Origin of the sequence: Allopusillimonas ginsengisoli (genome assembly GCF_004153455.1) — a bacterium.
Lineage (GTDB): Bacteria > Pseudomonadota > Gammaproteobacteria > Burkholderiales > Burkholderiaceae_B > Allopusillimonas > Allopusillimonas ginsengisoli.
This window is the reverse complement of record NZ_SDQE01000016.1, coordinates 22,662-48,526: the sequence shown is the minus strand read 5'-3', so window position 1 is coordinate 48,526 and position 25,865 is coordinate 22,662. Positions and strand designations below refer to the sequence as shown.

24 protein-coding genes are annotated in these 25,865 nt (G+C 55.6%); 17 read left to right on the top strand and 7 right to left on the bottom strand.

Annotation, left to right across the window (positions count from 1 at the left end):
• Positions 1-207 precede the first annotated feature (207 nt).
• From ERE07_RS22415 to ERE07_RS19775, 5 genes are all read left to right on the top strand, one after another.
• A complete protein-coding gene (locus ERE07_RS22415) occupies positions 208-378 on the top strand; it encodes an NAD(P)H-binding protein (RefSeq protein WP_209021198.1) in 171 nt (56 codons plus the stop codon).
• Positions 302-631 (top strand): Rossmann-fold NAD(P)-binding domain-containing protein, encoded by a 330-nt coding sequence (locus tag ERE07_RS19790; RefSeq protein ID WP_209021197.1) that lies wholly within the window; start codon positions 302-304, stop codon positions 629-631. Before ERE07_RS22415 ends, ERE07_RS19790 begins: the two co-directional genes overlap by 77 nt.
• Before the next feature lie 220 nt (positions 632-851).
• Positions 852-2,051 carry an arabinose transporter gene (locus tag ERE07_RS19785; protein WP_245153801.1) on the top strand — a complete coding sequence of 400 codons (1,200 nt, stop codon included), beginning with the start codon at positions 852-854 and terminating at the stop codon, positions 2,049-2,051.
• A 47-nt stretch (positions 2,052-2,098) separates the two neighbouring features.
• Entirely contained in the window at positions 2,099-2,887 is a 789-nt protein-coding gene (locus ERE07_RS19780) for a siderophore-interacting protein (RefSeq protein ID WP_130010760.1), read from the top strand.
• Between the two features lie 213 nt (positions 2,888-3,100).
• Positions 3,101-4,240 carry a winged helix-turn-helix domain-containing protein gene (locus ERE07_RS19775; protein ID WP_130010759.1) on the top strand — a complete coding sequence of 380 codons (1,140 nt, stop codon included), beginning with the start codon at positions 3,101-3,103 and terminating at the stop codon, positions 4,238-4,240.
• A gap of 67 nt (positions 4,241-4,307) precedes the next feature.
• Here ERE07_RS19775 and ERE07_RS19770 read toward each other — a convergent pair whose 3' ends face one another.
• Positions 4,308-5,303, bottom strand: coding sequence for an SDR family oxidoreductase (locus ERE07_RS19770; RefSeq protein WP_130010758.1), 996 nt, complete (start codon positions 5,301-5,303; stop codon positions 4,308-4,310).
• 338 nt (positions 5,304-5,641) lie between these two features.
• Here ERE07_RS19770 and ERE07_RS19765 point away from each other — a divergent pair, with 338 nt between their 5' ends.
• Positions 5,642-5,845, top strand: coding sequence for a hypothetical protein (locus tag ERE07_RS19765; protein ID WP_130010757.1), 204 nt, complete (start codon positions 5,642-5,644; stop codon positions 5,843-5,845).
• Between the two features lie 205 nt (positions 5,846-6,050).
• Positions 6,051-7,034, top strand: a complete 984-nt coding sequence (locus ERE07_RS19760; protein ID WP_342366252.1) for a DMT family transporter — start codon at positions 6,051-6,053, stop codon at positions 7,032-7,034.
• A 220-nt stretch (positions 7,035-7,254) separates the two neighbouring features.
• Here ERE07_RS19760 and ERE07_RS19755 read toward each other — a convergent pair whose 3' ends face one another.
• The 6 genes from ERE07_RS19755 to ERE07_RS19730 all read right to left on the bottom strand — a co-directional run bounded on the left by ERE07_RS19755 (position 7,255) and on the right by ERE07_RS19730 (position 15,815).
• Complete coding sequence (locus ERE07_RS19755) at positions 7,255-8,997, bottom strand: amidohydrolase (protein ID WP_130010755.1); 1,743 nt, start codon at positions 8,995-8,997, stop codon at positions 7,255-7,257.
• Between the two features lie 441 nt (positions 8,998-9,438).
• Positions 9,439-10,629 carry a M20 aminoacylase family protein gene (locus ERE07_RS19750; protein ID WP_130010754.1) on the bottom strand — a complete coding sequence of 397 codons (1,191 nt, stop codon included), beginning with the start codon at positions 10,627-10,629 and terminating at the stop codon, positions 9,439-9,441.
• 39 nt (positions 10,630-10,668) lie between these two features.
• The gene (locus tag ERE07_RS19745; RefSeq protein ID WP_245153799.1) at positions 10,669-12,339 is read right to left on the bottom strand and encodes an ABC transporter ATP-binding protein; all 1,671 of its coding nucleotides are present in this window, start codon (positions 12,337-12,339) and stop codon (positions 10,669-10,671) included.
• The gene (locus ERE07_RS19740; RefSeq protein WP_130010795.1) at positions 12,336-13,220 is read right to left on the bottom strand and encodes an ABC transporter permease; all 885 of its coding nucleotides are present in this window, start codon (positions 13,218-13,220) and stop codon (positions 12,336-12,338) included. The genes ERE07_RS19745 and ERE07_RS19740 overlap by 4 nt, the downstream gene beginning before the upstream one ends.
• 47 nt (positions 13,221-13,267) lie before the next feature.
• Positions 13,268-14,209 (bottom strand): ABC transporter permease, encoded by a 942-nt coding sequence (locus ERE07_RS19735; protein WP_130010753.1) that lies wholly within the window; start codon positions 14,207-14,209, stop codon positions 13,268-13,270.
• A 7-nt stretch (positions 14,210-14,216) separates the two neighbouring features.
• The gene (locus ERE07_RS19730; protein ID WP_245153798.1) at positions 14,217-15,815 is read right to left on the bottom strand and encodes an ABC transporter substrate-binding protein; all 1,599 of its coding nucleotides are present in this window, start codon (positions 15,813-15,815) and stop codon (positions 14,217-14,219) included.
• A 378-nt stretch (positions 15,816-16,193) separates the two neighbouring features.
• Between ERE07_RS19730 and ERE07_RS19725 the strand changes: the two genes are divergently transcribed.
• The 10 genes from ERE07_RS19725 (at position 16,194) to ERE07_RS19680 (ending at position 25,849) form a co-directional block, all read left to right on the top strand.
• Positions 16,194-16,745 carry a helix-turn-helix domain-containing protein gene (locus tag ERE07_RS19725; RefSeq protein ID WP_130010752.1) on the top strand — a complete coding sequence of 184 codons (552 nt, stop codon included), beginning with the start codon at positions 16,194-16,196 and terminating at the stop codon, positions 16,743-16,745.
• A 130-nt stretch (positions 16,746-16,875) separates the two neighbouring features.
• On the top strand, positions 16,876-17,400 hold the full coding sequence (locus tag ERE07_RS22410) for a HupE/UreJ family protein (RefSeq protein ID WP_425330998.1): 525 nt from the start codon (positions 16,876-16,878) through the stop codon (positions 17,398-17,400).
• 33 nt (positions 17,401-17,433) lie between these two features.
• On the top strand, positions 17,434-17,973 hold the full coding sequence (locus ERE07_RS19715; protein WP_130010750.1) for an antitoxin Xre/MbcA/ParS toxin-binding domain-containing protein: 540 nt from the start codon (positions 17,434-17,436) through the stop codon (positions 17,971-17,973).
• On the top strand, positions 17,970-18,464 hold the full coding sequence (locus tag ERE07_RS19710) for an RES family NAD+ phosphorylase (protein WP_130010749.1): 495 nt from the start codon (positions 17,970-17,972) through the stop codon (positions 18,462-18,464). The genes ERE07_RS19715 and ERE07_RS19710 overlap by 4 nt, the downstream gene beginning before the upstream one ends.
• A gap of 662 nt (positions 18,465-19,126) precedes the next feature.
• The gene (locus ERE07_RS19705; protein ID WP_245153796.1) at positions 19,127-20,095 is read left to right on the top strand and encodes a LysR family transcriptional regulator; all 969 of its coding nucleotides are present in this window, start codon (positions 19,127-19,129) and stop codon (positions 20,093-20,095) included.
• A gap of 200 nt (positions 20,096-20,295) precedes the next feature.
• Positions 20,296-21,258, top strand: a complete 963-nt coding sequence (locus tag ERE07_RS19700) for a Bug family tripartite tricarboxylate transporter substrate binding protein (protein ID WP_130010748.1) — start codon at positions 20,296-20,298, stop codon at positions 21,256-21,258.
• A 111-nt stretch (positions 21,259-21,369) separates the two neighbouring features.
• Positions 21,370-22,332, top strand: coding sequence for a Bug family tripartite tricarboxylate transporter substrate binding protein (locus ERE07_RS19695; RefSeq protein WP_130010747.1), 963 nt, complete (start codon positions 21,370-21,372; stop codon positions 22,330-22,332).
• A 24-nt stretch (positions 22,333-22,356) separates the two neighbouring features.
• Entirely contained in the window at positions 22,357-22,950 is a 594-nt protein-coding gene (locus ERE07_RS19690) for a DUF2889 domain-containing protein (protein WP_130010746.1), read from the top strand.
• A 78-nt stretch (positions 22,951-23,028) separates the two neighbouring features.
• Positions 23,029-24,450 (top strand): MmgE/PrpD family protein, encoded by a 1,422-nt coding sequence (locus tag ERE07_RS19685; RefSeq protein WP_245153795.1) that lies wholly within the window; start codon positions 23,029-23,031, stop codon positions 24,448-24,450.
• Between the two features lie 253 nt (positions 24,451-24,703).
• A complete protein-coding gene (locus tag ERE07_RS19680) occupies positions 24,704-25,849 on the top strand; it encodes an acyl-CoA dehydrogenase family protein (RefSeq protein ID WP_130010745.1) in 1,146 nt (381 codons plus the stop codon).
• Positions 25,850-25,865: the final 16 nt, after the last annotated feature.

Below are 25,865 nucleotides of genomic sequence, written 5' to 3'. Positions count from 1 at the left end.
ACAAGTCGGAAGATACAACGCCAGTCTGTACCGCTGAAGCACACGTTTTCAGGGGCCAATGAGGCTGGGCGAAACGGTTCAAAAAACGCGAATCCGAATGCGAATAGAAAACGTGACTAATTAATCGTATTCTTCTGTCTTAACGCGACTAATTAATCGTGTTTGTTTGGGTGCCGGTTCAAAGCGCCATTCTTCAGGAGATTCGCAATGCATGTTTTCGTTACTGGCGCCACCGGCTGGGTGGGTTCCGCCGTCGTTCAAGAGCTGCTCACCGCTGGCCATCAGGTGACAGGCATGGCCCGTGACGCCGCCAAGGCCACCGCACTGGGCAGGGGTCTACCGTCTGGACGCCGCGCGCGTCTATCGCCTGGCGCTTGAGCAAGGCGTCACTGAGTCGGTCTATCACGCCGTTGCGGACGAAACCGTGTCCTTCCGAGCAGTCGCCAAAGTGATCGGCAGACGCCTGGGCTTGCCGGTCGAGTCGCGTGCACGCGAGCATTTCGGCTGGCTTGGCAAAATGGTCGGGTCAGATATGTCTGTTTCCAGCGCGCGCACGCGCAAACTGCTGGGGTGGACGCCGCAAGGCCCGAGCCTGCTCGACGATATTGGCCAGCCTGGCTATTACCCATAGAGCCATTCCGTGCTGCATGGGCCTGTAAGCGTTGTCTATGTTGATCGCCGGCGGTCGGTTCAGTTTGCTATCTCGGTGCAAATCGTCTCACCAGACCTTGCTCGCACCGAGCCAATTCAACACATCGAACAATTCACACTTGAGTATGCATATAACACAAGAAAAAACCGGGGGCGCATCTGCTCCCGGTATAGCCCCGCCGCCCGTTCCGAATGTTTTCATGACCTTGCTGCCTATCACACTGGCGGTTTTCATTGGCTTTCTCACCATCGGGTTGCAGATGCCGGTTTTGCCACTGCACCTTCACGATACGCTGGGCATGGGAACGCTGGTGGTTGGCCTGATCATCGGTCTGCAGTTTGTCGTAGCGCTGCTGTCACGAGCCTGGGCGGGCAACTTTGCCGACTTGCGCGGCGCCAAGCTCGCCGTGACTGTTGGTTGCCTGTGCGCGGCCAGTTCCGGCCTGGTCTACATCGCATCACTGCTTTTTGTTTCCGCGCCGGTCGTCTCGGTATGGATTGTGGCGCTGGGCCGTGTCCTGCTGGCACTGGGTGAAAGCCTGATTGTCACAGGTGCTTTGGGCTGGGCGCTTGGCCTGGTCGGGCCGCAGAACGCGGGCAAGGTAATGGTCTGGATCGGCATCGCCATCTACGGGGCCTATGCACTGGGCGCGCCCCTGGGCGTCGTCGTGGATGAGCAATGGGGCTTTGGCGGGATCGCCGTCGCCGTGATTGTCATTCCCTTGCTGGCGCTGAGCGTGGTTTCGCGTGTCCGCGCTGTCGCGCCAACCGCTGCCAAACGCACGCCGTTTTACAAGGTGCTCGGCGCTGTGTTCTGGCCAGGCATGGGCCTGGCGTTGTCCAGCGTGGGCTTCGGCTTGATTACCGCGTTCATCGCGCTGCTGTTCGCTGCCAAGCAATGGGGAGATGCCTCGCTGGCGTTCACCGCATTCGGGTTGGCGTTTATCGCGGCGCGCATACTTTTTGGGCACCTGCCGGACAAATTGGGCGGCGCGAAGGTCGCGCTGGTGAGCGTGGCCATTGAAGCGGTCGGTCAGTTGCTGATCTGGCGCGCTGATATCGCACTCATCGCCTACCTGGGAGCAATACTGACCGGACTGGGTTACTCGCTGGCCTTTCCTGGATTCGGCGTCGAAGCGGTGCGGCGCGCTCCACCGCAAACCCGTAGCCTTGCCATGGGCGCTTACGTGGCATTCATGGATATTGCCCTGGGCACAACCAGCCCGCTGGCTGGCGCGCTGGCTGATGCGCAGGGGATCAGTGCTATCTATCTGGCGGGCGCCGTTGCCGTATCGCTGGCACTGATCGTTGCCTTGAAATTGCTTTTCGCCGGGCCGGCAACGACAAGCCAGGTTGGCGGAGATAGCACGAGTAAAGACGATGCGCGTGCAGCCGCGTAGCGCGATTGCGCGCTACGCGCGATCCACAAAACATTTGAAAGGGCATCATGAGCATCTTATCCGTCTTTGATAAACATACTTCGGGGCCTCGCGTTGAGCGCATCCGCCACGAATCGAAAGTTCGCACAGCGCAAGTGAGTCAGGTCGAGCGCCTGACGCCGGGCATGTTGCGCGTGACGTTTACCGGTGATGAACTCTCCGATTTCATCAGCCTGGCCGCAGACGATCACGTCAAGCTTTCCGTGCCCACCCGTATGGGCATGATCGCGCGGCGCGACTACACCCCGCGCCGTTATGATGCGCAGGCAAACTCGCTCGTGATCGACTTCGCTGTCCATGACGCGGGCCCGGCAACACAATGGGCGCTCAACGCCCGCCCCGGTGACAGACTGCAAATCGGCGGGCCGAAAGGTTCGATGGTTGTTGCCCCGGACGTCCGGCGCTGGCTGCTGATTGGCGACGAAACTGCACTGCCTGCAATTGGTCGCCGCATCGAAGAAGCAGTGAGTGGTACAGAGATCACCAGCATTGTTGCCGTATCTGGTTCATCTGAACACCAAACATTCGAAACGGCTGCGACCCTGGCAGCGCACTGGGCCCATCGTCCGCTTTCGGCTGCGGACGATCCCGGGGCATTGCTGGCCACCGCAGAAAGTATTGACCTTGCGCCGGAAACGTTCGTCTGGCTAGCCGCCGAAGCGCATGTCGCACGCGCGATCCGTTCCTGGCTCATCGAGGAAAAAGGCCATCCAAAAGGCTGGATCAAGGCAGGTGGTTACTGGGTGACCGGCAAGGCGAATGCGCACGAACGACTCATCACAAGCCACGCTCCTTGACGGAAAAGCTGCCCATTTCAGTGAAGCGAGTCAGCACAAAAAAGAACGTATTAAAGTGGTTTTGTATAGGAAAATACTACTTAAGTGCGCATTGTGTGTGATGAAGAGGATATATCCGGTGGGCTATATGCCATCTAGGTAAACTTGGCCGACACCCAAAGTGGTGGCGTCAGTGGTAAGGTAAATCTTTGATAGAAAACACCCGAACTTACCGTGACACCTTTTCCGCTGACCCAACTGCAGGCTCGATATATCTGGCTACGTGCTCAGCGGCTCGACACGGCTGAGCCATTCGGCGAAGGCGCAGCGGCTACGCCCAGGGCGGTCGAGCATCTTGGCTATGTGCAAATCGATACCATCAACGTCATTGAGCGTTGCCATCACCATATTCTCTGGACGCGAATTCCAACGTATCAACGTCATCACTTGCATCAGGCGCAGACGATAGACAAAAGCATTTTTGAATATTGGACTCACGCATTGTCGTACGTGCCCACGAGCGATCTGAAATTTTTCATCGCTGACATGGAGCGACATCGCAGATCACCAGCAAGTTGGTTCAACAGCGTGACGCCTGGCGACCTTCGCAGAATTATCACGCGCATTCGAGATCACGGCGCATTATCGATTCGTGATATCGATGATGATGTGCTGGTCGATAAAGACCATGCTTGGGCAAGCCGCAAGCCTTCGAAAAGGGCGCTTCAATTGGCCTTCTATATCGGGAAGCTGACGGTCAGCGAACGCGCCGGTATGTTGAAGACATACGAGCTTATGGATCGGCACTTTCAATGGAGTCGTCCGCCAAAGAAAGCGTCCGAGCAGCAAGTGGAGAACTATTTGCTCGACAGATCGCTACGTGCGCAAGGCCTGGTCAGCCTTGACTCCGTTTGTCATTTGAACCCAAAACGCAAACCCCTCATTCGCCAGCGAATCGAAACCAGAGTTCGGCAAAGGCGTCTGGTTCCTGTGGCAATCGAGGGAGCAGGTAAGTTGGAATACTGGGCGTGTCCGCAGACCCTGGCAGACATACCTGATGCGAGTTCTGGTACGCACGTTCTTTCTCCCTTCGACCCGCTGATCATTCAACGCAAAAGACTGCAGAAATTCTTCGATTACCAGCACCTGTTTGAAGCCTATGTGCCTAAAGAAAAGCGCATGTTTGGATACCTGGGGCTTCCGGTGATGGTCGACGGCGAGATAGTTGCCGTTGTTGATCTCAAGGCGGATCGCTTGCGACGGGAACTGTTGCTACAGCAGTGGACCTGGGTAGGGAAAGGCAGTCAATCTTTGCATAAAAGAAGCATCGAAGAAAAGCTCCATCAGTTCGAGCAGTTTCAGTTCGCGTCGTGAACGGGTTTGTAGGTTGTACGCGCTGTGTGCTTTCCATCGACCGATTGTGGAGCAATCCGGATGCTGCCTACCCAGGACTTCCTGTGACAGGCAATACAATGCCTGTCACATAACCTGAACAGACTGGCGACGCCAGGAAGACATACGCAGGCGACAACTCCTCTGGCTGTGCCGGCCGACCCATCGCAGTGTGCTTGCCGAATGATGTGATTTTGTCAGCTGGCTTGTCTGCTGGATTCAGCGGCGTCCAGACAGGCCCGGGCGCAATCGCATTGACTCGTATCCCTTGCTTGACCAGGTTGGCGGCCAGAGACATGGTAAATGCGTGAATGGCGCCCTTTGTGCTGGCGTAATCCAGCAAAGTCCCATGGCCTTTCAGGCCGGTTACGGAGCCGGTATTGATGATGCTGCTGCCTTCCTTCAGATGCGGTACAGCCGCGCGAGCCATATAGAAGTAGCCGTAGATGTTGGTCCGCATGGTCTGATCGAACCGCTCGTCGGTGATGTCCTCCAGCGTGTCGGCATGTTCCTGAAAGCCCGCGTTATTTACGAGCACGTCGAGCTTTCCGAATGCCTTCATGGTTTTCTTGACTGCGCGCTTGCAGAAGTCCGGGTTCTTCACGTCGCCAGGAATCAGCAGGCATTTTCGGCCTTCGGCCTTGACCGCCCGCTGAGTGTCCTTTGCGTCGGTATGTTCATCAAGGTAGATGATGGCGACATCGGCGCCTTCGCGCGCGAACAGAACGGCCACTGCGCGGCCTATGCCTGAATCGCCGCCCGTCACGATGGCGGAGAATCCCTCGAGCTTTCCGCTTCCTTTATAGTCGGGCGCCTGGAATTGCGGTTGGCGTTGCATGTCCTTTTCTGTGCCGGGCTTTTCCAGATGCTGGGCCGGCATGGGTGGCTCGGGATGCTTGCGTGCCCCGGCCTGAGTGGCCTTGTTGCGCGGGGGCTGCTTTTTTGCGCTGCTGGCGTCCTTCAGGTTTTGCTGTTTCTGAATTTTCCGGTGGGCGTTGGCTGTGCGCTCCGCTTCACTCTTATGGGCTTTTTTCGCTTTGGCCATTGCTGTGTCCTTTTATGGATGACGGATGGTTCGCTATAGGCTTGAGTGAACCCATTGCTGCGGTGCGACATCCTGGTTGTAGCGCGCATCTATCTGCACAGCGTCAAGATTGTCTTCACCGCTGCCGAGCCAGTCTGCGCGTACGGGCAGGTTCTGGTCAGACCGGCGCGCATCGTGTGGACTGATTCTTCAGCAAACCATATGCCCACCAGTGCTTTACACAGTGATTTGGGTGGCTTTGGCGTACAGCGTGCAACCATCTGAAACGCATTTAGCTTTCTCCTTTCGGTGTTGCTAAGATGGTCTTTCAGCTTGCTTGAAGGACGAAGGAGGTAATTATGGATACCGAAAAGTTCGCCGTAGCGCTGAATCATCGCATGAGAGATCAAGTTCTGGCGATAGACGAAAGTCACGATGCGTACGTGCTGTATTTGCGCAATAGCAGAAAAGTGTCAATCGACCTTAACGAACTCAGGGACGATCCTGAGGCAGTTATGCAGGAGGTCGAAGAGCGGATAGCGATGCGTCCAGTGATCCAGTAAGCGGGCCGCTCCGACACGAAACCGAACGAGCACCGGGTGCAATGTCCACCCGTGATTGCCGTTAGTCTTTACGCGCGACTGTGCGGCGGCGTGTGAGTTTCCCGATCCGCCTCCCAGTGCTGCGCCTTGTACGCCGCTGTCGGGATGGCTATGTGGGGTTTGCTGGACGAGACTGCGGCCGCGGCCGTGAGATTTTTAGTTCTGGCTGACGCAAAATTGGCGGAAGGGATATTATTGTTGGCACATTTCAGGGCAGAACCGGGGACAGCCGCGGTTCCGATTCGGAGAATATGCCATCTATAAAGCTTACGTACTGCTAGCGTTGACAACACTTTTCTGGGCGGGAAACTCTATTGCGGGAAAGCTGGCAGTAGGCCACGCGTCGCCTATGGTTCTCGCCACCATCCGCTGGGCCAGCGTAATGGTGGTGCTGTATTTGTTCAGCCGAAAACAGATTGCTGCCGACTGGCCTGCCATACGGTCGCGGCTATGCTATTTGTTGATTCTGGGAGCCCTTGGCTTCACAGTGTTCAGCGTGGCGCTCTATTATGCGCTTGTCTACACCACAGCAATCAATGCCAGTATTTTGCAAGGTGGCATGCCGCTTTTTGTGTTTGCAGCAAGCTTTATTCTTTTTTCCAGTCGTATAGGCGTGGAGCAGGCGGTTGGTTTTGTATTCTCTTTCATCGGTGTGCTCGTCATTGCAATGGGTGGCGAATTGTCCCGCCTGATAGATCTTGACGTTAATTTTGGTGATGCATTGATGCTTGTCGCCATTATTGCGTACGGTATCTATACTGCGGCACTGCGAAGCAAACCCTCGATACACTGGACTAGCCTGATGTTCACGTTGTGCGTGGGCGCTACCCTGGCGGCGCTGCCCATGCTGGGTTTTGAAGCGGCGCGGGGCGAGACGATTGTGCCTGATCTAAGGGGCTGGGCAGCGATCCTTTACATTGTCATCTTTCCATCCCTTATAGCCCAGGTTTTCTACATTAAAGCGGTGGAATTAATCGGGGCGAACCGGGCCGGCCTGTTTATTAATCTGCTGCCGTTGTGGGGAGCATTGCTGGCGGTGACCGCACTGGGAGAAGCCTTTCTTCTTTATCACGCCATCGCACTGGTGATGATCCTGGCTGGAATCAGCCTCGCCGAATTTGGTGGTCGCAAGTCAGGGCGACGAAAATGACGATTGGCGAAGAGCCAGCGCTCAAGGCCTCGACAATAGATAACCAAAATACCTCATTGATCTTTCAACGCACTGTCTCTTGACGTCGGCGGGAAAACTGATCTGCAGCGCCGCAAGTTTTTTCTGGGCCGTTTACTGAAGGGTTTTGCTGGCTTGCATCGCGGCTTGCTCAAGTTCTGGGACGCGGTTCAACGAGAACCGCGTCATTCTGTTTTGAGAATCAGGAACCGCTTGGTTTCTTGAAGACGGTTTCTCCCTCCACAATGGTTTCCATGACTTGAATAGTACGTATATTTTCAGGTGCCACGTCGAGCGGATTTGCTGAAAGAATCGCAAAGTCCGCATATTTTCCGATTTCGATCGAACCGCGTTCAGCCTCCTCAAAATTCTGATAAGCGGCGCTGTACGTGATGGCTCTCAACGCGTCTTTGACCGAAATCGTCTGGTCAAAACCAATGACCGCGCCGCTGGTCGAGATCCGATTCACCGCGGACCAGAGCATCAGAATGGGCTCCATCGGAACGATCGGTGTGTCAGCGTGCAGGGTGTAGGTCAGCCCACGAGACTGAGCCGACTGGGCCGGACTGATCCGGCTTGCACGGTCGGGGCCGATAAAGATATCGCGGTGCCGATCCCCCCAGTAATAGGTATGCAATTGAAAGAAAGAGGGGATTGCGTTCAGGCGCTTCATCTCGTCAAGTTGGTCCTCGCGCGCCATCTGTGCGTGGATCAGCACGTGCCGAGTGTCTGATCTAGGGGATGCCGCTTGTGCCTTGCTGTAGGCATCCAGCACATCATCGATTGCAGCATCTCCGTTGGCATGGATAAACAGCTGGTATCCCGCTTTGTGGGCTTCCATGACGCTTGCATCCAGAGATTCCTTACTGATGCGCGAAAAGCCCCGGTAACTGGCGTCTCCATGGTAAGGCGTGTAATACGGTTCGGACAGATAGCCGGTATACCCTTGTATGGAACCATCGTAGATCTGTTTGATACCACCGACCTTGACCTTGCCACTCGTTAGTTCAAGCTTATCAGCCGCCTCCTTGCTGAACTGACCGAACGGCCATGCCACCACTCGGATACCCAGGTCACCACTGTTAGCTGCGGTTTCAAGCGCCGTAATGCCTGGAGCGCCCGACCCGCCGTCATTGGCAGTAGTAACGCCCTGGGACGCATACATTTCAGAGGCTGCTTTAATGCCTGCCTGAATTTGCTCGGCGCTGAGCGCAGGCTTGCCTTTGATCAGAGAAACGGCAGTTTCCGTCAAAAAACCGTTGGGCTCGCCATCGGGTCCGTGGCCAATCTCTCCACCGTCCGGATTGGGCGTCGAGGCTGTGATGCCCGCCATATTCAGCGCGAAACTGTTGGCTACCGCCATATGGCCGGATACATGGCTAATGAGTATCGGCTGGGTCGTGGACACCTCGTCCAGCTCCTGCCTGGTCGGGTGACGATGCTCAGGCAGCAGGGTATCGTCATAGCCGAACCCAGTAATCCATGCGGTTTCGCCCACTTCGCTCTTCTTTTTCTTGAGCAGCTCGACAATGTCGGCAATGGATTCCACCGTGCTGATCGGTGGGCTGTTCAGATTGACCTCGAACTTGGCGTTGTTGCCCGCCATGGTGAAGTGGCTGTGAGCATCGTAAAAGCCCGGAACCATCGTCTTACCGGCAAGATCGATCACTTCGGTGCTCGAACCTACATATGCATTGACCTCTTCTTCAGTGCCGACGACGATGACTTTGCCATCACGCACTCCCACCGCCTGGGCGACGGAATCATTCTTGTCGACCGTTAGGATATCGCCGTTTTTGTAAACCACTTGAGCGGTTTCGGTCGAGGCGGTGTCATCGCTGCTGCCGCATGCAGAAAGCGTAGCTGCGGCAGCCAATGCACACGCCGAGAGGCGGAAAATTCTTGCCGAACCTCTGGCCAAACGTGGCCGGGCATGGATACTCATGCTGTTGTCTCCTCTTGTTAAAAATCCCCAATAAAGCCGTCTTATCACAACTGCGGATAGATAAAAAAATCAGGAGCAGCACTAGCCCAGCTTCGAGCTCACGCAGAGACGAAGCAAGCGTTTTTTCCAATAATGCTGGACTCAATTAATAGTGAGTACTGGGTCGTTCGTGTAAGTGTTGTCAGTACTCTTTCAGCTTGCTGAAGATACTAGCATCGGTGATCGGCCCCCAATAGAACCAGTTATGGGCAAACTATGAGTCCAGCGGGATACCCTCGGAGGGGAGGGGCGTTACTTACCAGGTTTCGATATGAATGCCTCTGTGGAAAAACAAGCCCAGCGGAATCGTAGCGATCTGGGTGACCGGCTGGCCCCCAGCGCTTATGCAAATCCGTTGCCATTCCTCCAAGCGTTTGGTTTGACACAAGGCCTAAACCTGACTTACATCAATGGCATGCTGCGTTCGACCAGGCGACAAAACACAGCGCTGCCTACGGGGATAACCGCATCATTGAAGTTGAACGCTGAGGTATGCAACAGGCAACCAGCTTCAGCGCCGCCTTGGCCGATACGGAAATACGTGCCGGGGCATTTTTCCAGCATCAGTGAAAAATCCTCCGACCCCATGGTTGGAGCCAGATCGGGCACGACGTTCTCCGCGCCCAGCAACTCGGTGGCGACGCTGCTCACGAACGCGGCGCACTCCCGATTGTTGACGGTCGGTGGAATACGGCAGTGATACTTAAGCGAGATCTTTGCATTGAACGTCGCCGCGAGGCCCGTCGTGACTTCCTTCATTCGCTGCATGATCCGCGCCTGCACGTCGCGGCTGAATGTCCGCACGGTGCCGGTAAGGTGTGCATCCTTGGGAATGACGTTCATGGCGGGGAGGCTTCCTGCCCGAACCGATGCTATCGTGACGACGGCCGAATCGAGCGCTGAAGTGTTGCGCGATACCAAAGTTTGAAACGCGCCAATCAAATGTCCAACGATGACGATCGGATCATTTGTATCGTTGGGTCGGGCGCCGTGTCCGCCTTGTCCTTCAATGTGAATCTCGAAGCTGTCCGCCGCAGCCATGGCTGGGCCGGGACATACGCCGATCACGCCAGCGGGCAAGCTGGGCCAGTTGTGCACGCCGTAAATGGCATCGCAGGGAAACCTTTCAAACAAGCCATCGTCAATCATGGCCTGCGCGCCGCCAAGGCCCTCTTCTGCCGGCTGGAAAATGAGCGCGACTTTGCCATCGAAGTTCCGCGTTTCGGCAAGATAGCGCGCGGCACCCAGCAACATGGTGGTGTGCCCGTCGTGCCCACAGGCATGCATGACGCCTGGACTGGTTGACGTGTACTCATGCTGCCCTGTTTCGACAATCGGCAGCGCATCCATGTCGGCGCGCAAGCCGATGCAGCGCCCACTCGTATTGCGTCGACCTTCAAGTACGCCCACAAGACCTGTTTTGCCCACTCCCCGGTGCACCTCATATCCCAACGCGGTCAGACTTCTGGCCACAAGATCGGACGTGCGCGTCTCCTGAAACCCCAGCTCCGGATGCGCGTGTATATCCCGCCGTATGGAGATCAGCTCATCATGAAATAGTTCGATTGACTCAATTACGCTCTTCGCATACATATCCTGATTTCCTTGTGAGTGAAATAACTGGTTTAAAGGTTAGGCGGGACAGAAGTTCTGAAAGTCCCAGTCGCGTCCTGGTGCGGCGCTAATCAGCGCACGTGTGTAATCCTGACGGGGTGAGGTCAGCACCTCTTCGGCAGGCCCCGCTTCCACGATCTGGCCGTACTGCATGACGACTATCGTGTCGCATATCTGTGCGGCGACGCGCAAATCGTGCGTGATAAACAGCACAGCGACACCTGTGCGTTTGCGAATATCGTCCAGCAATGCCAGTACTTGGGCTTGTACCGAGACATCGAGCGCCGAAACGGCTTCATCCGCCACCAGGATGTCTGGTTCCAGCGCAAGTGCGCGGGCTATGCATATGCGTTGGCGCTGACCACCGGAAAACTGATGCGGATACCGTTGCAGGGCGCCGTCATCCAGGCCAACCGTACTCAGCAGTTCGCTTGCTTTTTGCAGGGCTTGCGTGCGCGGTACGCCAAAATTTATCAATCCTTCGATAATGGAGTCGCCCACTTTGACACGCGGGTTCAGTGAACGATAGGGATCCTGGAAAACGATCTGTATACGTCGCCGCAGTGCATGCAATGGTTCGCCGGCCACCTGCGCAATATCCTCGCCATGGATACGAATGGCGCCAGATGTTGGATCGAGCAGCCTCACGACACAACGGGCCACGGTGGATTTTCCCGATCCGGACTCACCGACGATACCGACAATCTCGCCACGACGAACTGTCAGATTTATATCTTGCGCAGCCGGCACGGATCGACGCATGCCGAACATGGACTTGGTGATGTAGGTCTTATTCAATGCCGATACATCGAGCACCGACGCTTCCTGTATGGCGCGACTTTTTCGGGGGATAAGACTGGGCACCGACGATACCAGCATGCGCGTATACGCTTGAGCAGGGCGGGCCAGTATGTCATCCTTGGCGCCTACTTCGACGATCCGCCCGGAACGCATTACAGCGATACGATCTGCAATCTCCGCTACCACTCCAAAATCATGTGTGATAAACAACACCGCCGTGTTGTGCTGCTCCTGTAGCTCGCGGATCAGCAGCAGAATCTGCTTTTGCGTCGTGACATCCAGCGCTGTCGTTGGCTCGTCAGCAATCAACAGCCTGGGCTTGAGAATCAACGCCATCGCGATGACGATGCGCTGGCGCTGGCCACCGGATAGCTGATGCGGATAGGCATCGTACATACGCTCCACCTCGGGAAGGTGTGCCGAGCGCAGCATGTTTAATACCATCGTCCGGCGCTCGGCCTTGCTTTTTACCCCGTGAATACGCACTACCTCGTCTATCTGATCGCCTACGGTTTCCACGGGATTGAGCGCCGTCATGGGCTCCTGGAATACCATCGCCATGCGCGAGGCACGCAGTTGACGCAGGCGTGCAGGATTGGCGCGCAGCACGTCCTCCCCTTCCAATACGATTTGTCCACCCATGGCGGCGAGCCCGTCATTAGGAAGGAGCCCCATGACAGATAAGGATGTGACGGATTTTCCGGAGCCGGACTCTCCCACCAGGCACAGTGTTTCGCCTGCTCGCACCTCCAGATTCAGGTTCTGAATGACATGCCTGGACGTTGCATTTCCTACTACGCGCACAGACAGATCTTTGATCTGAAGAACTGGCGCATCATTATTCGCAGTGGCATAAGCGGTGTGACTGTTCATCGGCAAATTCTTCATGATTTCCGTGCCATCCTTGGATCGAGCACATCGCGCAGAACATCGCCCAGTACATTCACGCTCAAGAGCGTCAACGCGAGGAAGATGCCCGGGTACATGATCAGGCCAGGCACAAGTTGGAAGTACATTCTCCCCTCCGCCATCATGTTTCCCCACGACGGGATTTCAGGAGGCAAACCTACGCCCAGAAAGCTGAGTGTTGCTTCGGTAAGAATGGCTGACGCAAAGATATAGGTGCCCTGCACAATCAATGGCGCGATGGTGTTGGGAACCATATGGCGTATCAACAAGGTGAACACGCGCGTTCCCAGCGACACAGCGGCTTCTACATAAGGTTCTGTCCGTACGGATAGAATCACGCCGCGAACCAGACGGACGACGCGCGGGATTTCAGGGATGGTAATGGCCACCAGTACGGTGAGCAGGCTAGCTCCGGTAAGGGATACCAGCGCAATGGCCAGCAGAATACCTGGAATGGCCATAATGCCGTCCATCACCCGCATGATGATCGCATCGGCCATGCGGAAATAGCCGGAAAACACGCCAATCATCAGGCCCAGCGCCACACTCATTGTGGTCGCACCGATACCTACCAATAGCGACACGCGCGCCCCGTACATCACGCGCGAATATGTGTCGCGCCCGAAGGCGTCTGTTCCGAGCCAGTGAGTGAGTGAGGCAGTTCGAAGGCGAGACGCCGGGTCAATGGCCGCGGGATCAACCGTGCCAAGCAAGGGCGCGAGCACAGCAATCAGGACAATGACAGTGAGGATCAGAAATGCGACAAGCACCGGCCAGCTCTTTAGCATGCTTCTCAATTGGCCCACCAGAGACGGCTGGGCTGACCGGACGCCTTGGTCCTCGGCGGGGCTTTGCGCCATGGGATCCAACGATATTGGGTAGGAAGTATCGGGCATGATTTCTCTGTTTAGTATGTGATCCGCGGGTCAAACACGGAGTAGAGAATGTCGACAGCAAGGTTGATCAGGACATAAACAAGGGAAGACAACAGCACAAGCCCCTGGATGACGGGATAATCGCGCGCAAGCACTGCCTCAACCACCAGCCGTCCCAACCCCGGCAGGTTGAATACCGTTTCAATAACCACCACGCCGCTGATCAGCGATGCAATGCCAATTCCGATAACAGTAAGGATGGGGCTCGCCGCATTGCGCAGCGCATGGCGCATCAGAACAGCATTTTCGGTCGCTCCCTTGGCCCGCGCGGTCCGAATGAAGTCCTCGCCCATGACTTCGATGATGCTGCTGCGCGTAATCCGAGCAATCAGCGCAACATATATCGCACTGAGCGCCATGACGGGCAGTACCAAGCGTTGTGCAAATGACCAGACCCCTTCAGCCAAAGGCTTGTACCCCTGAACTGGAAGCCAGCCCATGTTGATGGAGAACAGGTAAATCAGGAGATAGGCAACGACAAATGCAGGAACGGAAAAGCCGAACACTGAGAACGTCATGATGGCGCGGTCCAGCAACTTCCCTTGCTTCCAGGCAGCCAGCATGCCCAGAGGAATGGCCACGGCGAGGGTAAGCGTGATTGTGCCCAACGCCAACGCCAGCGAGGGGCCCATACGATCCGAAATCATTCCTGACACGGTTGTTCCCGAAAGCAGCGACACGCCCAGATCGCCCTGCAGCAACTGCATTAACCATAGGGCGAACTGCACATATATGGGCTTGTCCAAGCCCATGCTGTGGCGCATCTGCTCCAGTTGCTCGGTGCTGGCATCGTCGCCAGCCATGATGGCGGCGGGATCCCCGGTAGTCAGGCGAAGCATGGCAAACACCACTACACCCACCATGACGATTACCGGAATGGTCGCCAGAATGCGCCGCGTAATATAAGCTAGCATTTCCCACTCACTTGACAGGCTTCTGGACGTTCCAGAATGTTGTAATGGGAGAGTGCAGCAGTCCGGTCAGCGTCTTGCTATACGCCGCAGCAGCTACGTATTGCCCCAAGGGGATAATCACCCCATTGTCGATGACCAGTTTTTGAACCTCTTCCGCAATTCGCTTGCGCTCTTCCGGATCGATGGCTCTGGCAAATTCGAGCTTCAAAGCTTCAATTTCAGGCACATCAGGCCAGCCGGCCCAAGCCTTCGCTCCGCTCCCAGCCACAGTGGCGCTGAATGGGTCGCTGCTTGCGACCAAGCTGCTGGCGCCGGGAATCACATTCCACCCGCCGTCTTCCACAGGCTTCTTGCTATTGCGTGCTACAGCAAAAGTTTGCCAGTCCATGGGCTTTAGCTTTACGTTGAATCCAGCCTTGCGCAGCCCGGCGGCTACAACGACGGGCAGTGCCGAAAGCACGGCGTTATCCGTCGGGTTCAGGATAACGACGGGCGTGCCATCGTAGCCGGCCTGCGCAAGCAGTTTCTTGGCCTTTTCCACATCTGGCGACACAACGATATCGCTTCCGTAGCTACTCGCGTAACGCGTTCCGCACCCAAATACTGCTGCGCAGGTTTCATAGTATTTGGAATTGCCCACAGCGGCCTTCATGGCGCTTTCCTGTCCTACCGCATACATTGCAGCTTGACGAATTTGCTTGTTGTTGAATGGGGGGTACAGGAAGTTGAACCGATATTGCGCCCACTGCCCCAGCTCATCCAATACTTCTACCTTGATGTCCTCATTGCTCTCGAGCATGGGAAGCAAGTCATAGGGCACCAACTCCATGTAGTCTATTTCGCCACTGAGTAAAGCGTTCACGGCAGTCATCTGGTCGGGCATGGAAACCCATACAACGCGGTCAACGTTGACCACTTTTCCGCCGGCTGTCCAGCTTGGCGGCTCACTGCGCGGAACATAATGTTCGTTTCGTTCAAAGACCACTTTCAGGCCTGGCTTGAACTCCGACGCCACAAACTTGAAGGGGCCCGAACCGATGGACGCCGAAATGGGTTCCGATGCTGGGGTTTCAGCAATATGTTTGGGCATCATGAAGCAAGGGCGAGAGCTGAGTTTCGATAGCCCTTCGAGCAGCAGTCCGGTTGGTTCTTTGAGTATGACCTCAAAGGTTTTGTCGTCCAGTATCCGAATCTCCTCGAGCATAGTCATCAGAACTTGCCCCGTCGTGTCCAGTTGCGCCCATCGTTTGATGGATGCCACACAGTCTTCCGCTGTAACCGAGGTTCCATCGCTCCATTTCAGGCCTCCCCGCAAGGTGAAAGTGTAGGTTTTCTTGTCCGCGGACTCCGTCCATTTCTCCACCATCTGCGGCTGGATTTTGTAGTCTGCATCGACGCTCAGCAGAGTGTCGTACACCATGTAGCCATAGTTGCGCGTCGTGTAGTTTGTCGTGAGGACCGGATCGAGAATGCGCAACCCTGTTTGCATGACTGCGGTAATGGTTTGCGCCTTTGACATGCTGGTGAACGTCATAGACAGCATGCAGAAGGCGATCGCCAAGACCAGCATCCGTCTCGCGTGCCGTAAAGTAAAAGTACAGGCCATGCTAAATCTCCTTGCGTTGAATATGCCGCCGATCACGCCTGCTCAAGATCTTGCTGACGTGGATGGCGGCTGCTGATCAGATCAGGCAGTCTGCGCCGCCTTTGTCTGTCCCTCCTGCAACTCACATCTGGCGCAGCGCGAAGCCACGCGGATTAGGAATCATCGACAATTTTTATACCTTATGGGAAACAAGGTATCCTATAAGAACATTGAGTGTCAACATAAATTCATCTCGAACAGCCTGAACGGGGCGGGAATCATAGATTTGCTATGATTAGCCGGGACGAAGGGGAGTAACAGATTCACACAGTCTCCATAGCAGCAGCGCCAAGTTAAAGAACGGGTAGGGGTACTACTGACCGAGGATATCTAGGAAACATGGACTCAATTCAATTACGATTGAAATACCTGCGCCGCTCAAAAAATCTAACAATCGATCAGTTGGCGCAGAAATCCGAACTCAGCAAGGGCTACATCTCGAAACTTGAGCGCGGCGTCTCAAGCCCTACGATTTCCACTGTTCTTAAACTTGCAAAAGCACTGGATCTGACCGTAGGCAAACTGCTCGGAGAGGAAGGCGAAGACGAACGGGTATGCCTGGTCCGCAAGAATGAGCGACATTACATGTCATCTCAGCTTGGGCAGGACGGCGCACATGCATTCGAAGCGTTGGCGGCGAACAGAACCGTCAAGCGCATGGAACCATTCATCGTGCGTCCCCAGATGGAGTTTTCAGTTCCCATCAATATGTCTCAACACACCGGTGATGAGTTTCTGCATGTGATCCGCGGAAAAGTGGAAGTCAAAATGCAGGACCGTACAATCATTCTGTCAGCCGGGGATAGCCTTTACTTCGATGCCAGCTTGCCACACAAAACCCGCTCACTAGGTAAACAGCCCGCTGAAATGTTGCTGATAACCGCTGAGTGAAATTGAGATTTCTGGGCATTCAAGGTCGGGCCGACGCTTGCATATCCGCTTTACAGAGCGAGGCTGAGTCCTAGCATGATCATGCGCGGTGCGCCTGGCGCATCCTGGGCATGAACACTTATCCAACGACATGTTCAGCATGGGTGTCATACATCCGTTGACAGGTCTTGACCATCTTTTTGCAATGTTTGCCGTCGGGCTGTGGGCTGCCCTCACTCACAGAAGTGTTCGAGAAGCGATATGGACGCCATTGAGCTTTCTTTGCTGGCTGCTGATAGGCGCCTTGTTGGGTGTCATGGGGGTCAGCCTTCCGGCGATTGAACCAATGATCCTGGCATCCCTGTTTGTTCTTGGCCTTCTTGTAATAAGCCGTATTTCCTTGCCGAGATGGGCGAGCGTGGTGCTGGTGGGGTTCTTTGCAGTGTTTCACGGGATTGCTCATGGCTCGGAGCTGCCTGTCGATGGCAGCGCAGCGGCGTTTTTCGGTGGCTTTATGCTCACGACTTTGATATTGCACGTGATTGGGCTAGCCACCGGTTTCAAGTTGAAGAATCACAATGTTTGGCAAGCGGACCAGACGAATATGCCCATGGCCAGGGTACTCATTGATAATTCTAGGTCATGCTGTATATTTGGGCCAATTGATCTATACTAATAGCTCATTTGGACTACACGTGTGGGGTACGCCTTGACTTCCTCTAGCGCAAAAACGACTTCATCGAGCCCGCGCTCAAAGGCAGCGGCGTTGGGTGAAAATGCTGCTTTGTTGCTCCTTGAGGGCGATGATGACGCCGCTCGGACAGCCTCCTACCTGAATATCTCGAGCCTGGACCCAGCCGATGAAATCCGTATGGTTCGCTTTGGCGTGCCGGCCCGGATGATCGATGCGTTGGCGGGCGACATGTGGGTGTCCAGGTCACGCCTGCTTGACTGGATCAAGATGCCCGAAGCGACGGCCAAGCGTAAGATCAAGAACGATGAGCTGCTCGATACATCGTGGAGCGAGCGCGTGCTGGCGCTGGCATCGCTCATCGGCCAGGTGCAGCACATGGTAGAAGAATCGGGCGACCCGAACGGCTTTGATGCACCCAATTGGGTTGGCCAATGGCTCTCAGAGCCCAACCCCGCCTTTGGGGGCGTTCCTCCTGGTACATACATGGATACCGAAAAGGGTAGCAACCTGGTCTCGCAAATGCTGCTCCAGATGCAAAGCGGGGCCTACGCATGAGCCATGCAGTCGTTCTGTGGAAGATCGGGACGGACACGGAAAGCTATGTTGCAGAAGATCCCAAAGGGGTTGGGTCCAAATTAAGTGGTGGGCGGTGGAATTATCCCGGCAAGCCCGTAGTGTATGTGGCTGCCACCCGGGCGCTGGCCTGCCTTGAAACGCTGGTTCACTTAAGCGGCCATACGCTGCCCTTTAACCGCTACCTGGTCAAAGTGACGGTGCCAGAGAGCCTCTGGAAAAAAGCCACGGTGTTGGACTATCAGCGCCTAGTGGGATGGGATGCACTGCCGCGGGGAAAAGTGTCAATGGACTGGGGCTCGAATTGGCTCGATAGTGGCAAGAGTGTACTGGCCCGAGTGCCGTCCATCATCGTTCCCGAAGAAGATTGCGTGCTCATCAATCCTTTGCATAAGGACTCTGCCCAGATTGCCTATGAAAAGGTGCGGCGCTGGAACTACGGCCCCAGGCTGCATGGGAGAAGCTGGTCGTAAATACACTCAAGGCGCCAGGGCGAGGTATGTACGCGGCGCTGGAGTTGAGTGAATGATTAGACATGAATATGGCGCCGAATTACTCGGGGGAACTCGTGAAGATGGGCTCACAACGGGCCTAAGCGAAGGAGACTCCTTAATCATGGCCTTGGTCGGCTTAGTAGCCATCTTGGGCACGGCCTTGAGCGGCTTGGAGTACACCTGCGCCGGGCAACACCGAGCCACTGGTCCAACTGGGCGATCGAGACGGTAGCGGACAGACACAGTCAGGATAGTTGTCCCATTTTCTGCTGGAGGCGTGGCGGATTTATTGGCGCGTACTGTAGCCGATCAGCTGTCCAAACAATGGTCGCAAACTGTGATTGTCGAAAGTCTACCCATGCAGGGGCGGGTTATTTGGATAACGAGACAGCAGGGCTTTGTTGGCTATCCAGTCAACATGAGTCATCTAAATCGGTTAAGCTTTTTTTATCTCTAATGCCTCCATGAAATGGATCCGCGAGTTTCAGGCACACAATGGATCCAGCAATCCGTTGCAGTAGAATTGAGCTGGTTGTGCGGCTTTTAATCGGGCTGGAATTGTTGGTTTAGGCTCAATAAGGCAAGCTACTTGGGTAGCGCGGTATTCGGCATTGATTGATCAAAAGCACTTGCGATGCTCAATGTGTACGAACTCTCTCTCCATGGTCATGACATTCAACCGTTCTCACCTCATTCGTCAAGTGGACTTGTTCACGCTCAAACTGTTTCTGTCTGCCGCAGAGGAGCAGCAAATCGGGCGCGCTGCGATTCGGGAAAACATTGCTGCATCCACTGCGACCAAGCGTATCCAGGATTTTGAGGAGATCGCTGGCATTCAATTGCTGGAGCGCACGCCAAAAGGCGTGGTTGCCACCGCGGCCGGCGAGGTGGTGCTTCGGTATATACGCAAGCTTTTTGCGGATCTAGACGACATGCGGGGAGAGATCGCCGCGTTTAGCGAAGGGTTGCGTGGCGAAGTGTTTGTTGCATCTGCGAGATCTATTTTCGTGCCATTTCTTTCACGTGAGCTGGGCGCTTTTATTCAGGATTTTCCCCAGGTGGATCTGGTGATACGCGAACTGGAAAATACCAGTATCGTGCAGACGGTTGCGAATGGCGACGCCGACATCGGGGTGTTTGCGGTGGCGCCAGGCCTGGATCTCAGCGGCGTTCATACTTCGCCCTATCGTACAGACCGACTGGTTGCGGTGGTGCCGGAAAAAAATAAACTGGCGGCGCGCTCCAGCATCTCGTTTCTGGATCTGATCTCTGAGGATCTAATCGTGGTTACGGCCATGCACGCGGCATTTTCAAACGCTGCGCGCCGGTTGCAACGAGAATACAAACCCAAGTACACGGTGCGCAGCACAGGCGCAGCCATCAGTTTGTCTCAGGCCGGCCTGGGAGTTACTGTTCAACCGGAGTGCGAAGTTAGCCTCGCAGCGCTTGACGGGGTAATCGCCGTGCCCATTACCGACTCCTGGGCGCAGCGCATTTTGCAGATAGCAACATCGCGCGAGCGAAATCTGGGGCCCGCCGCTTCCGCGCTAATGAAGCAATTGACAAGCCAGCCGGTGGGCCAGGAAGAAGACCATAAACTAGAACCTTGACGGCCCGCCCAAGTCTTGCATGAAGGGTGTGTTCTCCCAATCGGGTTCGGCTGGATGGCGATGGATGCAGCAATACCTTCGTAATTCGGCAATAGCGAACTGTCATTTCGAAATTCTCCAATTGGATTTGTGTCGCGCTCGCTTCAAGATGTACTTATAAAACCATTCTTGAATCCTTTTATAAGGCAGGAGACATCATTATGCGGACACGATCCAGAGTCCTTGGCGTTCTCTGCGCAATAGCTTGCTTCGCGATTTCACCGGCAGGCGCAGCCCAATCCTTCCAGGCACCCATTAGAATCGTTGTACCCTACGCGGCCGGTGGCGGTACGGATGTGGTGGCCCGTATCCTCGGGCAAGACTTGGCAAAGGAACTGGGCCAGGTCGTGGTTATCGAGAACAAAGCCGGTGCGAGCGGGCAAATTGGCACACAGTTTGTGCGCGATGCCGCGCCGAACGGGACGACATTGCTGTTCACGGTTGATCACTCGCTGATTATTGTGCCGTTGACAACCCCCGGCGCCCAATACGATGCGGAGAAGGACTTTACGGCGTTAGGGCAGGCGACGCGTACTTCCTGGACATTGAGCATTCCCGTCGACCGCAGTTATAGCGATTTTGTGGGATACGCGGAAGCGGTGAAAAAGGACGCGGCGTTACGCTTTTACGGTGTGCCATTTGTGGGCGGCGCACCAAAGGTGGTTGGCGACGCGATGGCCCACGAATGGGGGCTACCGATGGAGCCCGTGCCTTACAGTGGGTCAGCACCGGTAATTCAGAGTGTGATGGCTGGCCAGGTGCCGGCAGGCATTACAGGCATGCCGGAAGCCATGGCGGTGTACAGGTCAGGCAAGGCTAGGGTGATTGCGGTTTCAGGCGCCGAGCGTACGCCACTGCTGCCAGACGTGCCGACTTTCAGGGAATTGGGTGTTGATGGGCTCGAGTTCTACACTTTTATGGGTTTCTTTGCACCTAAAGATTTTCCCCAGGAGATGGCGCAAGAATTCAACGTAGCCTTGCGCAAGGTGCTGGCGAATCCAGTTGTGCTGGACAAGCTTCAGCAAATGTCGCTTCAGCCGGCTTCCACGACGCTGGACGAAGCCCGAGATGAAGTGGTGGATGCCAACCATTTCTGGAAACAAGCCATCAACGGCAAGCCTTGAGGTCTCGTTCTCGTGAAGCCCGCGCGTTGATTGTTTTCCCGGATCACGACAGATTTCGCGTCAACAATCTCTCTGCTTGTGGGTAACCATAGCCAATCCTCGGAGTCAAACATGGTCTCTCGTCGCTCATTTCTGATCCACCTGCCTATTGGGGCAATGTTGACAGCGAAAGTGGCACTTGCTCAAGGTCGTTACCCAGATCATCCGGTCAGATTCGTTACGCCAGTTGCTGCGGGGTCTGGTACCGATGTGATGGCGCGACAGGTTGCGGCGGCGCTGAATGCAGCGTGGGGAGTTGCCGTCGTCGTGGAGAACAAGCCGGGGGCCGGGGGGAGTATTGGCACTGCGCATGTGGCGAGCGCTGCGCCGGATGGCTATACGCTCCTGATTACATTCTCCACTCATTACACTACCCCTTGGCTGACGCAAACTTCTTACGATGCAGTGGCAGACTTCAAACCCGTGTCGCGGCTGGCGAGCACTACTTTGTTCATGGTCACGGGTAAAAGTTCACCCCTCAAAACGGTAGCCGATGTAATCACGGCATCCAAACGGGCGCCCGGCTCCATTAATTATGGTTCCGCGGGGCAGGGCACGCCTTCACACATGAGCGGCGCTTTGCTTGCATCCATGGCCGGCATCGAAATGACTCATGCGCCTTACCGGAATGGTTCACAGGCTCTGGTGGACACTGTCAATGGTCAGGTGCAGGTTGCTTTCTCAGGGCAAGCTGCTTTGCCCTTGGTAAGAAGTGGTGATCTTCGTTTGTTGGCCGTCACGGCGGGAAAACGCTCGGCGCATCTCCCCGATGTGCCGACGATTAATGAAGCAGCAGGGATTCAGGGTTACGATCTCGCTTCGCCTATCTGGGTAATGGCGCCCCAGGATACGCCGGATGCGGTTATAAACAAGCTCTCGGCAGCGTTTAGCGTGATCACCGCTACGCCAGAGTTCGCGGCATTCTGTGCCGCTCAGTTTCTGGAGCGGGATTATCAGCCTGCGGGCCAGGTAGAATCCACCGCCCGAGAAGAATCTGAGAAATGGCGTCGCCTGGTCGAGCTTACCAAGGCTTGAGGGATGTTTGCGCAGGGGTACCGGATGAGTGATGACAAGACGGCAGACGATGTGGCGAACGACAGCGACGTCACGCGTGAGGAACTGCACTGGCGGCGTATCGATCTGCATGGATTTCGACGTAGCGACGGCATGCTGGAGATTGAAGCACAACTTATCGATCGCAAGACGCATGACTTCGCACCGCCCAGCGGGATGCGCACGGTGCCTGCCGGCGAGTTCATCCACGACCATGGGTTGAGGGTAGTGCTCGACAAAGACTTGGTGATTCGCAAGATTGGCACCGCTATTCACGCATATCCCTATCGGGAATGCGCGGGTGGCGGGGACATCCTGCAAGCATTGGTGGGATTACGAATAGGTCCTGGCTGGAACAGTGAGCTGCGTAAACGTCTGCCTTCTGGCGAAACGTGTACGCATCTGAAAGAGCTGATGATTCCGTTGGCGAGCGCCGCCTATCAGACGCTCTACTCGCTGCAGACGAGCCAGGTCAGCGCCGTGGACGCGAGCGGAAAACCCACGAAAATAGACAGCTGTTACGCTTATGGTGCTTCGCGTGAGCTGGTCAGGATGCATTGGCCAGCGTTTCATAAGCCTACGTCCACGTCTGATAAATGAGCGTTGATCAGCCCCGTACGTTCTGCTTTCGGTAGCGGGGAGTTTCAACACGGATAACCACAAATCAAGGTATAGACCGTGATTCAGCTTTCCAAACTTGGCGGCGATTACGTACGTGACGCAGCAGGTATTGATATGACCGCGGAGCTCGCGGATTACATTGCTCTCGTGGCCAATGCACAACCCCGTGATGCCGATGTCGAGGCGCTGCGCCAACTGCTGCTGGATAACTTCATTGTGTCGATGTGGGGCGCGGCGCGTCCCTGGACGCGTGAGATTGCCCGGTGGGCTGAACGCTTCTCTGGCACAGGCGCGAGCCCGGTTTTATGCGAAGGCTGGCTGGCTGATCCGTCGATCGCTGCACTGGTGCATGGTACAGCCGCACACAGCATGGAACTGGACGATACGCACGACGAAACGTTGAGTCATCCGGGCTCGGTGATCATTCCTGCCGCGTTGGCTCAGGCTGCTGCGACTGATGCCCCTCAGGTAGATCTCTTTCGAGCGGTGATCGCTGGCTACGAAGCCATGGCTTTGCTCGGCAGTTCGGCGGGTGGCATGGAAACGGTGCATCGCGGCTTTCATCCTACTTCGGTCTTCGGCTCATTTGGAGCCGCCACCGCCTGCATCTGCTTGCATGCCTATCAGCGCGCACATGCCGTCACTCGAGAGATGCTGACGGCCGCCTGGGGGCATGCGCTGTCGCAAGCCTGCGGTGCAATGCAGTTTTCAGCCGAATCGAACGGCGGTGAGGTTAAGCGTGTTCACGCGGGTTTTGGCGCTCGAAATGGCGTGTTGGCGGCGGAATTTGCGCTTATGTCTTCGGTCACGTCGCCGCATCGCGTGGTCGAGGGCATGTATGGGTTGGCGGCGCTATTCGGGGGCCAGTTGCGCCACGTCACACCTGCCGCCCAATTGCAGATCCATAATATCAGCTTCAAGCCCTACGCCTGTTGCAGGCTGTTCCATTCCAGCATTGATGCGCTGCGAGAAGTCACCAGCGGTTTCAGTGTGCCCCTATCCACGATTGAGTCTATTACCATCAGCGGCCCTCAGCTTATCGCCGATCAGCACATGCTGAGGAATCCGCAATCCAGCATGGCCGCGCAGTACAGTTGCCCCTATATCGTCGGGGCAACGCTGGTTTACGGGCCTTATCGCTACGATGCTTACGGGGACGACTACCTGAACGACTCTGCGATTCTGGAGGTTGCACAGAAAGTGCATTTTGTGCTGAGTGAGGCAATTACACGCGAGTATTACCCAAATCATTTCGCTACGGGTGTACGCATACGCTTCACCGACGGCAACGAACAGTACAGCCTGGTGGTAGACAGCGTTGGTACGCCGCGCAAGCCACTTACCAAAGTGCAGATTGCCGAAAAAGGCCATGGCTTGCACAACGGTGAAAAGTTGGTCGCGCATCTTGGGGCAGCTCTTTGGGATGACAGCCAAGGCGGACGCGCATTGGCAGAGGTGTTGGCGCGCAGTTGCCGGTAAGCGCCAGCGGGTGGCTCGGCAAGGTCGTTGAACAAAGGCGCGTGGATTCGTTTCTACAGAAGACGTGATGCCCAGATTCATGCAGGCTGAGGGCGAGCGCATGCGCCTTTCTGTTTGAGTCATGCTTCGGGTTCCTCGAAGCTGTATTTCGAAATTTGCAACTTGGATTCATCGGCTGCTTTCCATAGTCTGTAGGTATCTGCAAACGGATGCATTTCCGAACGTACCTACTACACCAAGGAGTAACTGAATCATGGCAAATTTCCTCGATGAATCGGAACAGATGTGGCTCGATAGCGTGAACAAGTTCATGGATAACGAGATTACTTTGGAGTACATCCGAAAGTGTGATCAGAACCGTGACTATCCCTATGAAGCCTACGAGAAAATCGCCAAGCAGGGCTGGCTGGGATTGCTGTTCAGCGAAGAAGAGGGCGGGGCTGGAGGCAATATTTTTGACTATACCTTGATGGCCGAGGGTTTGGGCAAGTACGGTTTTGACTTCGCTGCCGCGATTCTCGTACCAACGTTTACGGCGATGAATATTGCTAAGTTCGGCACGCCTGAGCAGAAGCAGCGGTACATCCAACCCTTTATCGATGGAAAAATTCGTTTCTCGGTATCGATTTCCGAACCCGACGCTGGGTCAGATGCATCGAACACCAAGACCCGTGCACGCCGCGACGAGAATGGCGATTGGATAGTGAGTGGTCAGAAGTTGTGGTGCAGCGGTGCGGCCGCCCGGGATGTGGTGATCGCCATGCTGGTGCGCACCGACCCTCATGACAAACACGGGGGGCTGTCGATACTGCTGATTCCGAACGATACGCCTGGATTGATTATCAACAAACTGCCGACATTGTCTCGCCATGCCACAGGCACAACGGAAATATTCCTGGACAACGTACGCGTTCCTGGCGATGCCCTGTTGGGTGCAGAAGGCCAGGGTTGGAAGATCATTACTGAGCACCTGGAGCTGGAGCGATGCTCGGTTGCCGCCGCTTACGTGGGCAATGCGCAGACGGCTGTGTCCGCTGCGGTGCGCTACGCCCATGAACGGATTCAGTTCGGCAAGCAGCTGTGGGATTTTCAGGTGCTGAAGCACATGCTGGCCGATCGGCAGACTGAGGTCGATGCGGCGCGCCTGTTGTGTTATCGCGCAGCCAAACTGGCGGCAGACCACGTGCCGTGCAGCCGGGAAGTGTCAATGGCCAAGCTGTATGGTTCCGAGACGTTGAAGCAATGCGCGCTGACAGGTATGCAAGTGCTTGGCGGCTATGCCAATCTGCCTGAGGCGGATATGGAGCGCTATCTCCGTGAAAGCGTTCAGTCCACGATTGGTGGCGGCACTTCACAGATTCAGAAGACCATCATCGCAAAGTCGATGCGGCTTAACTGATACCGAATTCATGCAT

Bases quoted from the DNA above. Each gene is read 5' to 3' on its own strand.
- ERE07_RS19745 (WP_245153799.1), bottom strand. From the start codon at position 12,339: ATGAAGAATTTGCCGATGAACAGTCACACCGCTTATGCCACTGCGAAT.
- ERE07_RS19740 (WP_130010795.1), bottom strand. From the start codon at position 13,220: ATGGCGCAAAGCCCCGCCGAGGACCAAGGCGTCCGGTCAGCCCAGCCG.
- ERE07_RS19710 (WP_130010749.1), top strand. From the start codon at position 17,970: ATGAGCCATGCAGTCGTTCTGTGGAAGATCGGGACGGACACGGAAAGC.
- ERE07_RS19750 (WP_130010754.1), bottom strand. From the start codon at position 10,629: ATGTATGCGAAGAGCGTAATTGAGTCAATCGAACTATTTCATGATGAG.
- ERE07_RS22410 (WP_425330998.1), top strand. From the start codon at position 16,876: ATGTTCAGCATGGGTGTCATACATCCGTTGACAGGTCTTGACCATCTT.
- ERE07_RS19680 (WP_130010745.1), top strand. From the start codon at position 24,704: ATGGCAAATTTCCTCGATGAATCGGAACAGATGTGGCTCGATAGCGTG.
- ERE07_RS19755 (WP_130010755.1), bottom strand. From the start codon at position 8,997: ATGAGTATCCATGCCCGGCCACGTTTGGCCAGAGGTTCGGCAAGAATT.
- ERE07_RS19780 (WP_130010760.1), top strand. From the start codon at position 2,099: ATGAGCATCTTATCCGTCTTTGATAAACATACTTCGGGGCCTCGCGTT.
- ERE07_RS19690 (WP_130010746.1), top strand. From the start codon at position 22,357: ATGAGTGATGACAAGACGGCAGACGATGTGGCGAACGACAGCGACGTC.
- ERE07_RS19700 (WP_130010748.1), top strand. From the start codon at position 20,296: ATGCGGACACGATCCAGAGTCCTTGGCGTTCTCTGCGCAATAGCTTGC.
- ERE07_RS19765 (WP_130010757.1), top strand. From the start codon at position 5,642: ATGGATACCGAAAAGTTCGCCGTAGCGCTGAATCATCGCATGAGAGAT.
- ERE07_RS19785 (WP_245153801.1), top strand. From the start codon at position 852: ATGACCTTGCTGCCTATCACACTGGCGGTTTTCATTGGCTTTCTCACC.
- ERE07_RS19695 (WP_130010747.1), top strand. From the start codon at position 21,370: ATGGTCTCTCGTCGCTCATTTCTGATCCACCTGCCTATTGGGGCAATG.
- ERE07_RS22415 (WP_209021198.1), top strand. From the start codon at position 208: ATGCATGTTTTCGTTACTGGCGCCACCGGCTGGGTGGGTTCCGCCGTC.
- ERE07_RS19770 (WP_130010758.1), bottom strand. From the start codon at position 5,303: ATGGCCAAAGCGAAAAAAGCCCATAAGAGTGAAGCGGAGCGCACAGCC.
- ERE07_RS19730 (WP_245153798.1), bottom strand. From the start codon at position 15,815: ATGGCCTGTACTTTTACTTTACGGCACGCGAGACGGATGCTGGTCTTG.
- ERE07_RS19705 (WP_245153796.1), top strand. From the start codon at position 19,127: ATGTGTACGAACTCTCTCTCCATGGTCATGACATTCAACCGTTCTCAC.
- ERE07_RS19725 (WP_130010752.1), top strand. From the start codon at position 16,194: ATGGACTCAATTCAATTACGATTGAAATACCTGCGCCGCTCAAAAAAT.
- ERE07_RS19735 (WP_130010753.1), bottom strand. From the start codon at position 14,209: ATGCTAGCTTATATTACGCGGCGCATTCTGGCGACCATTCCGGTAATC.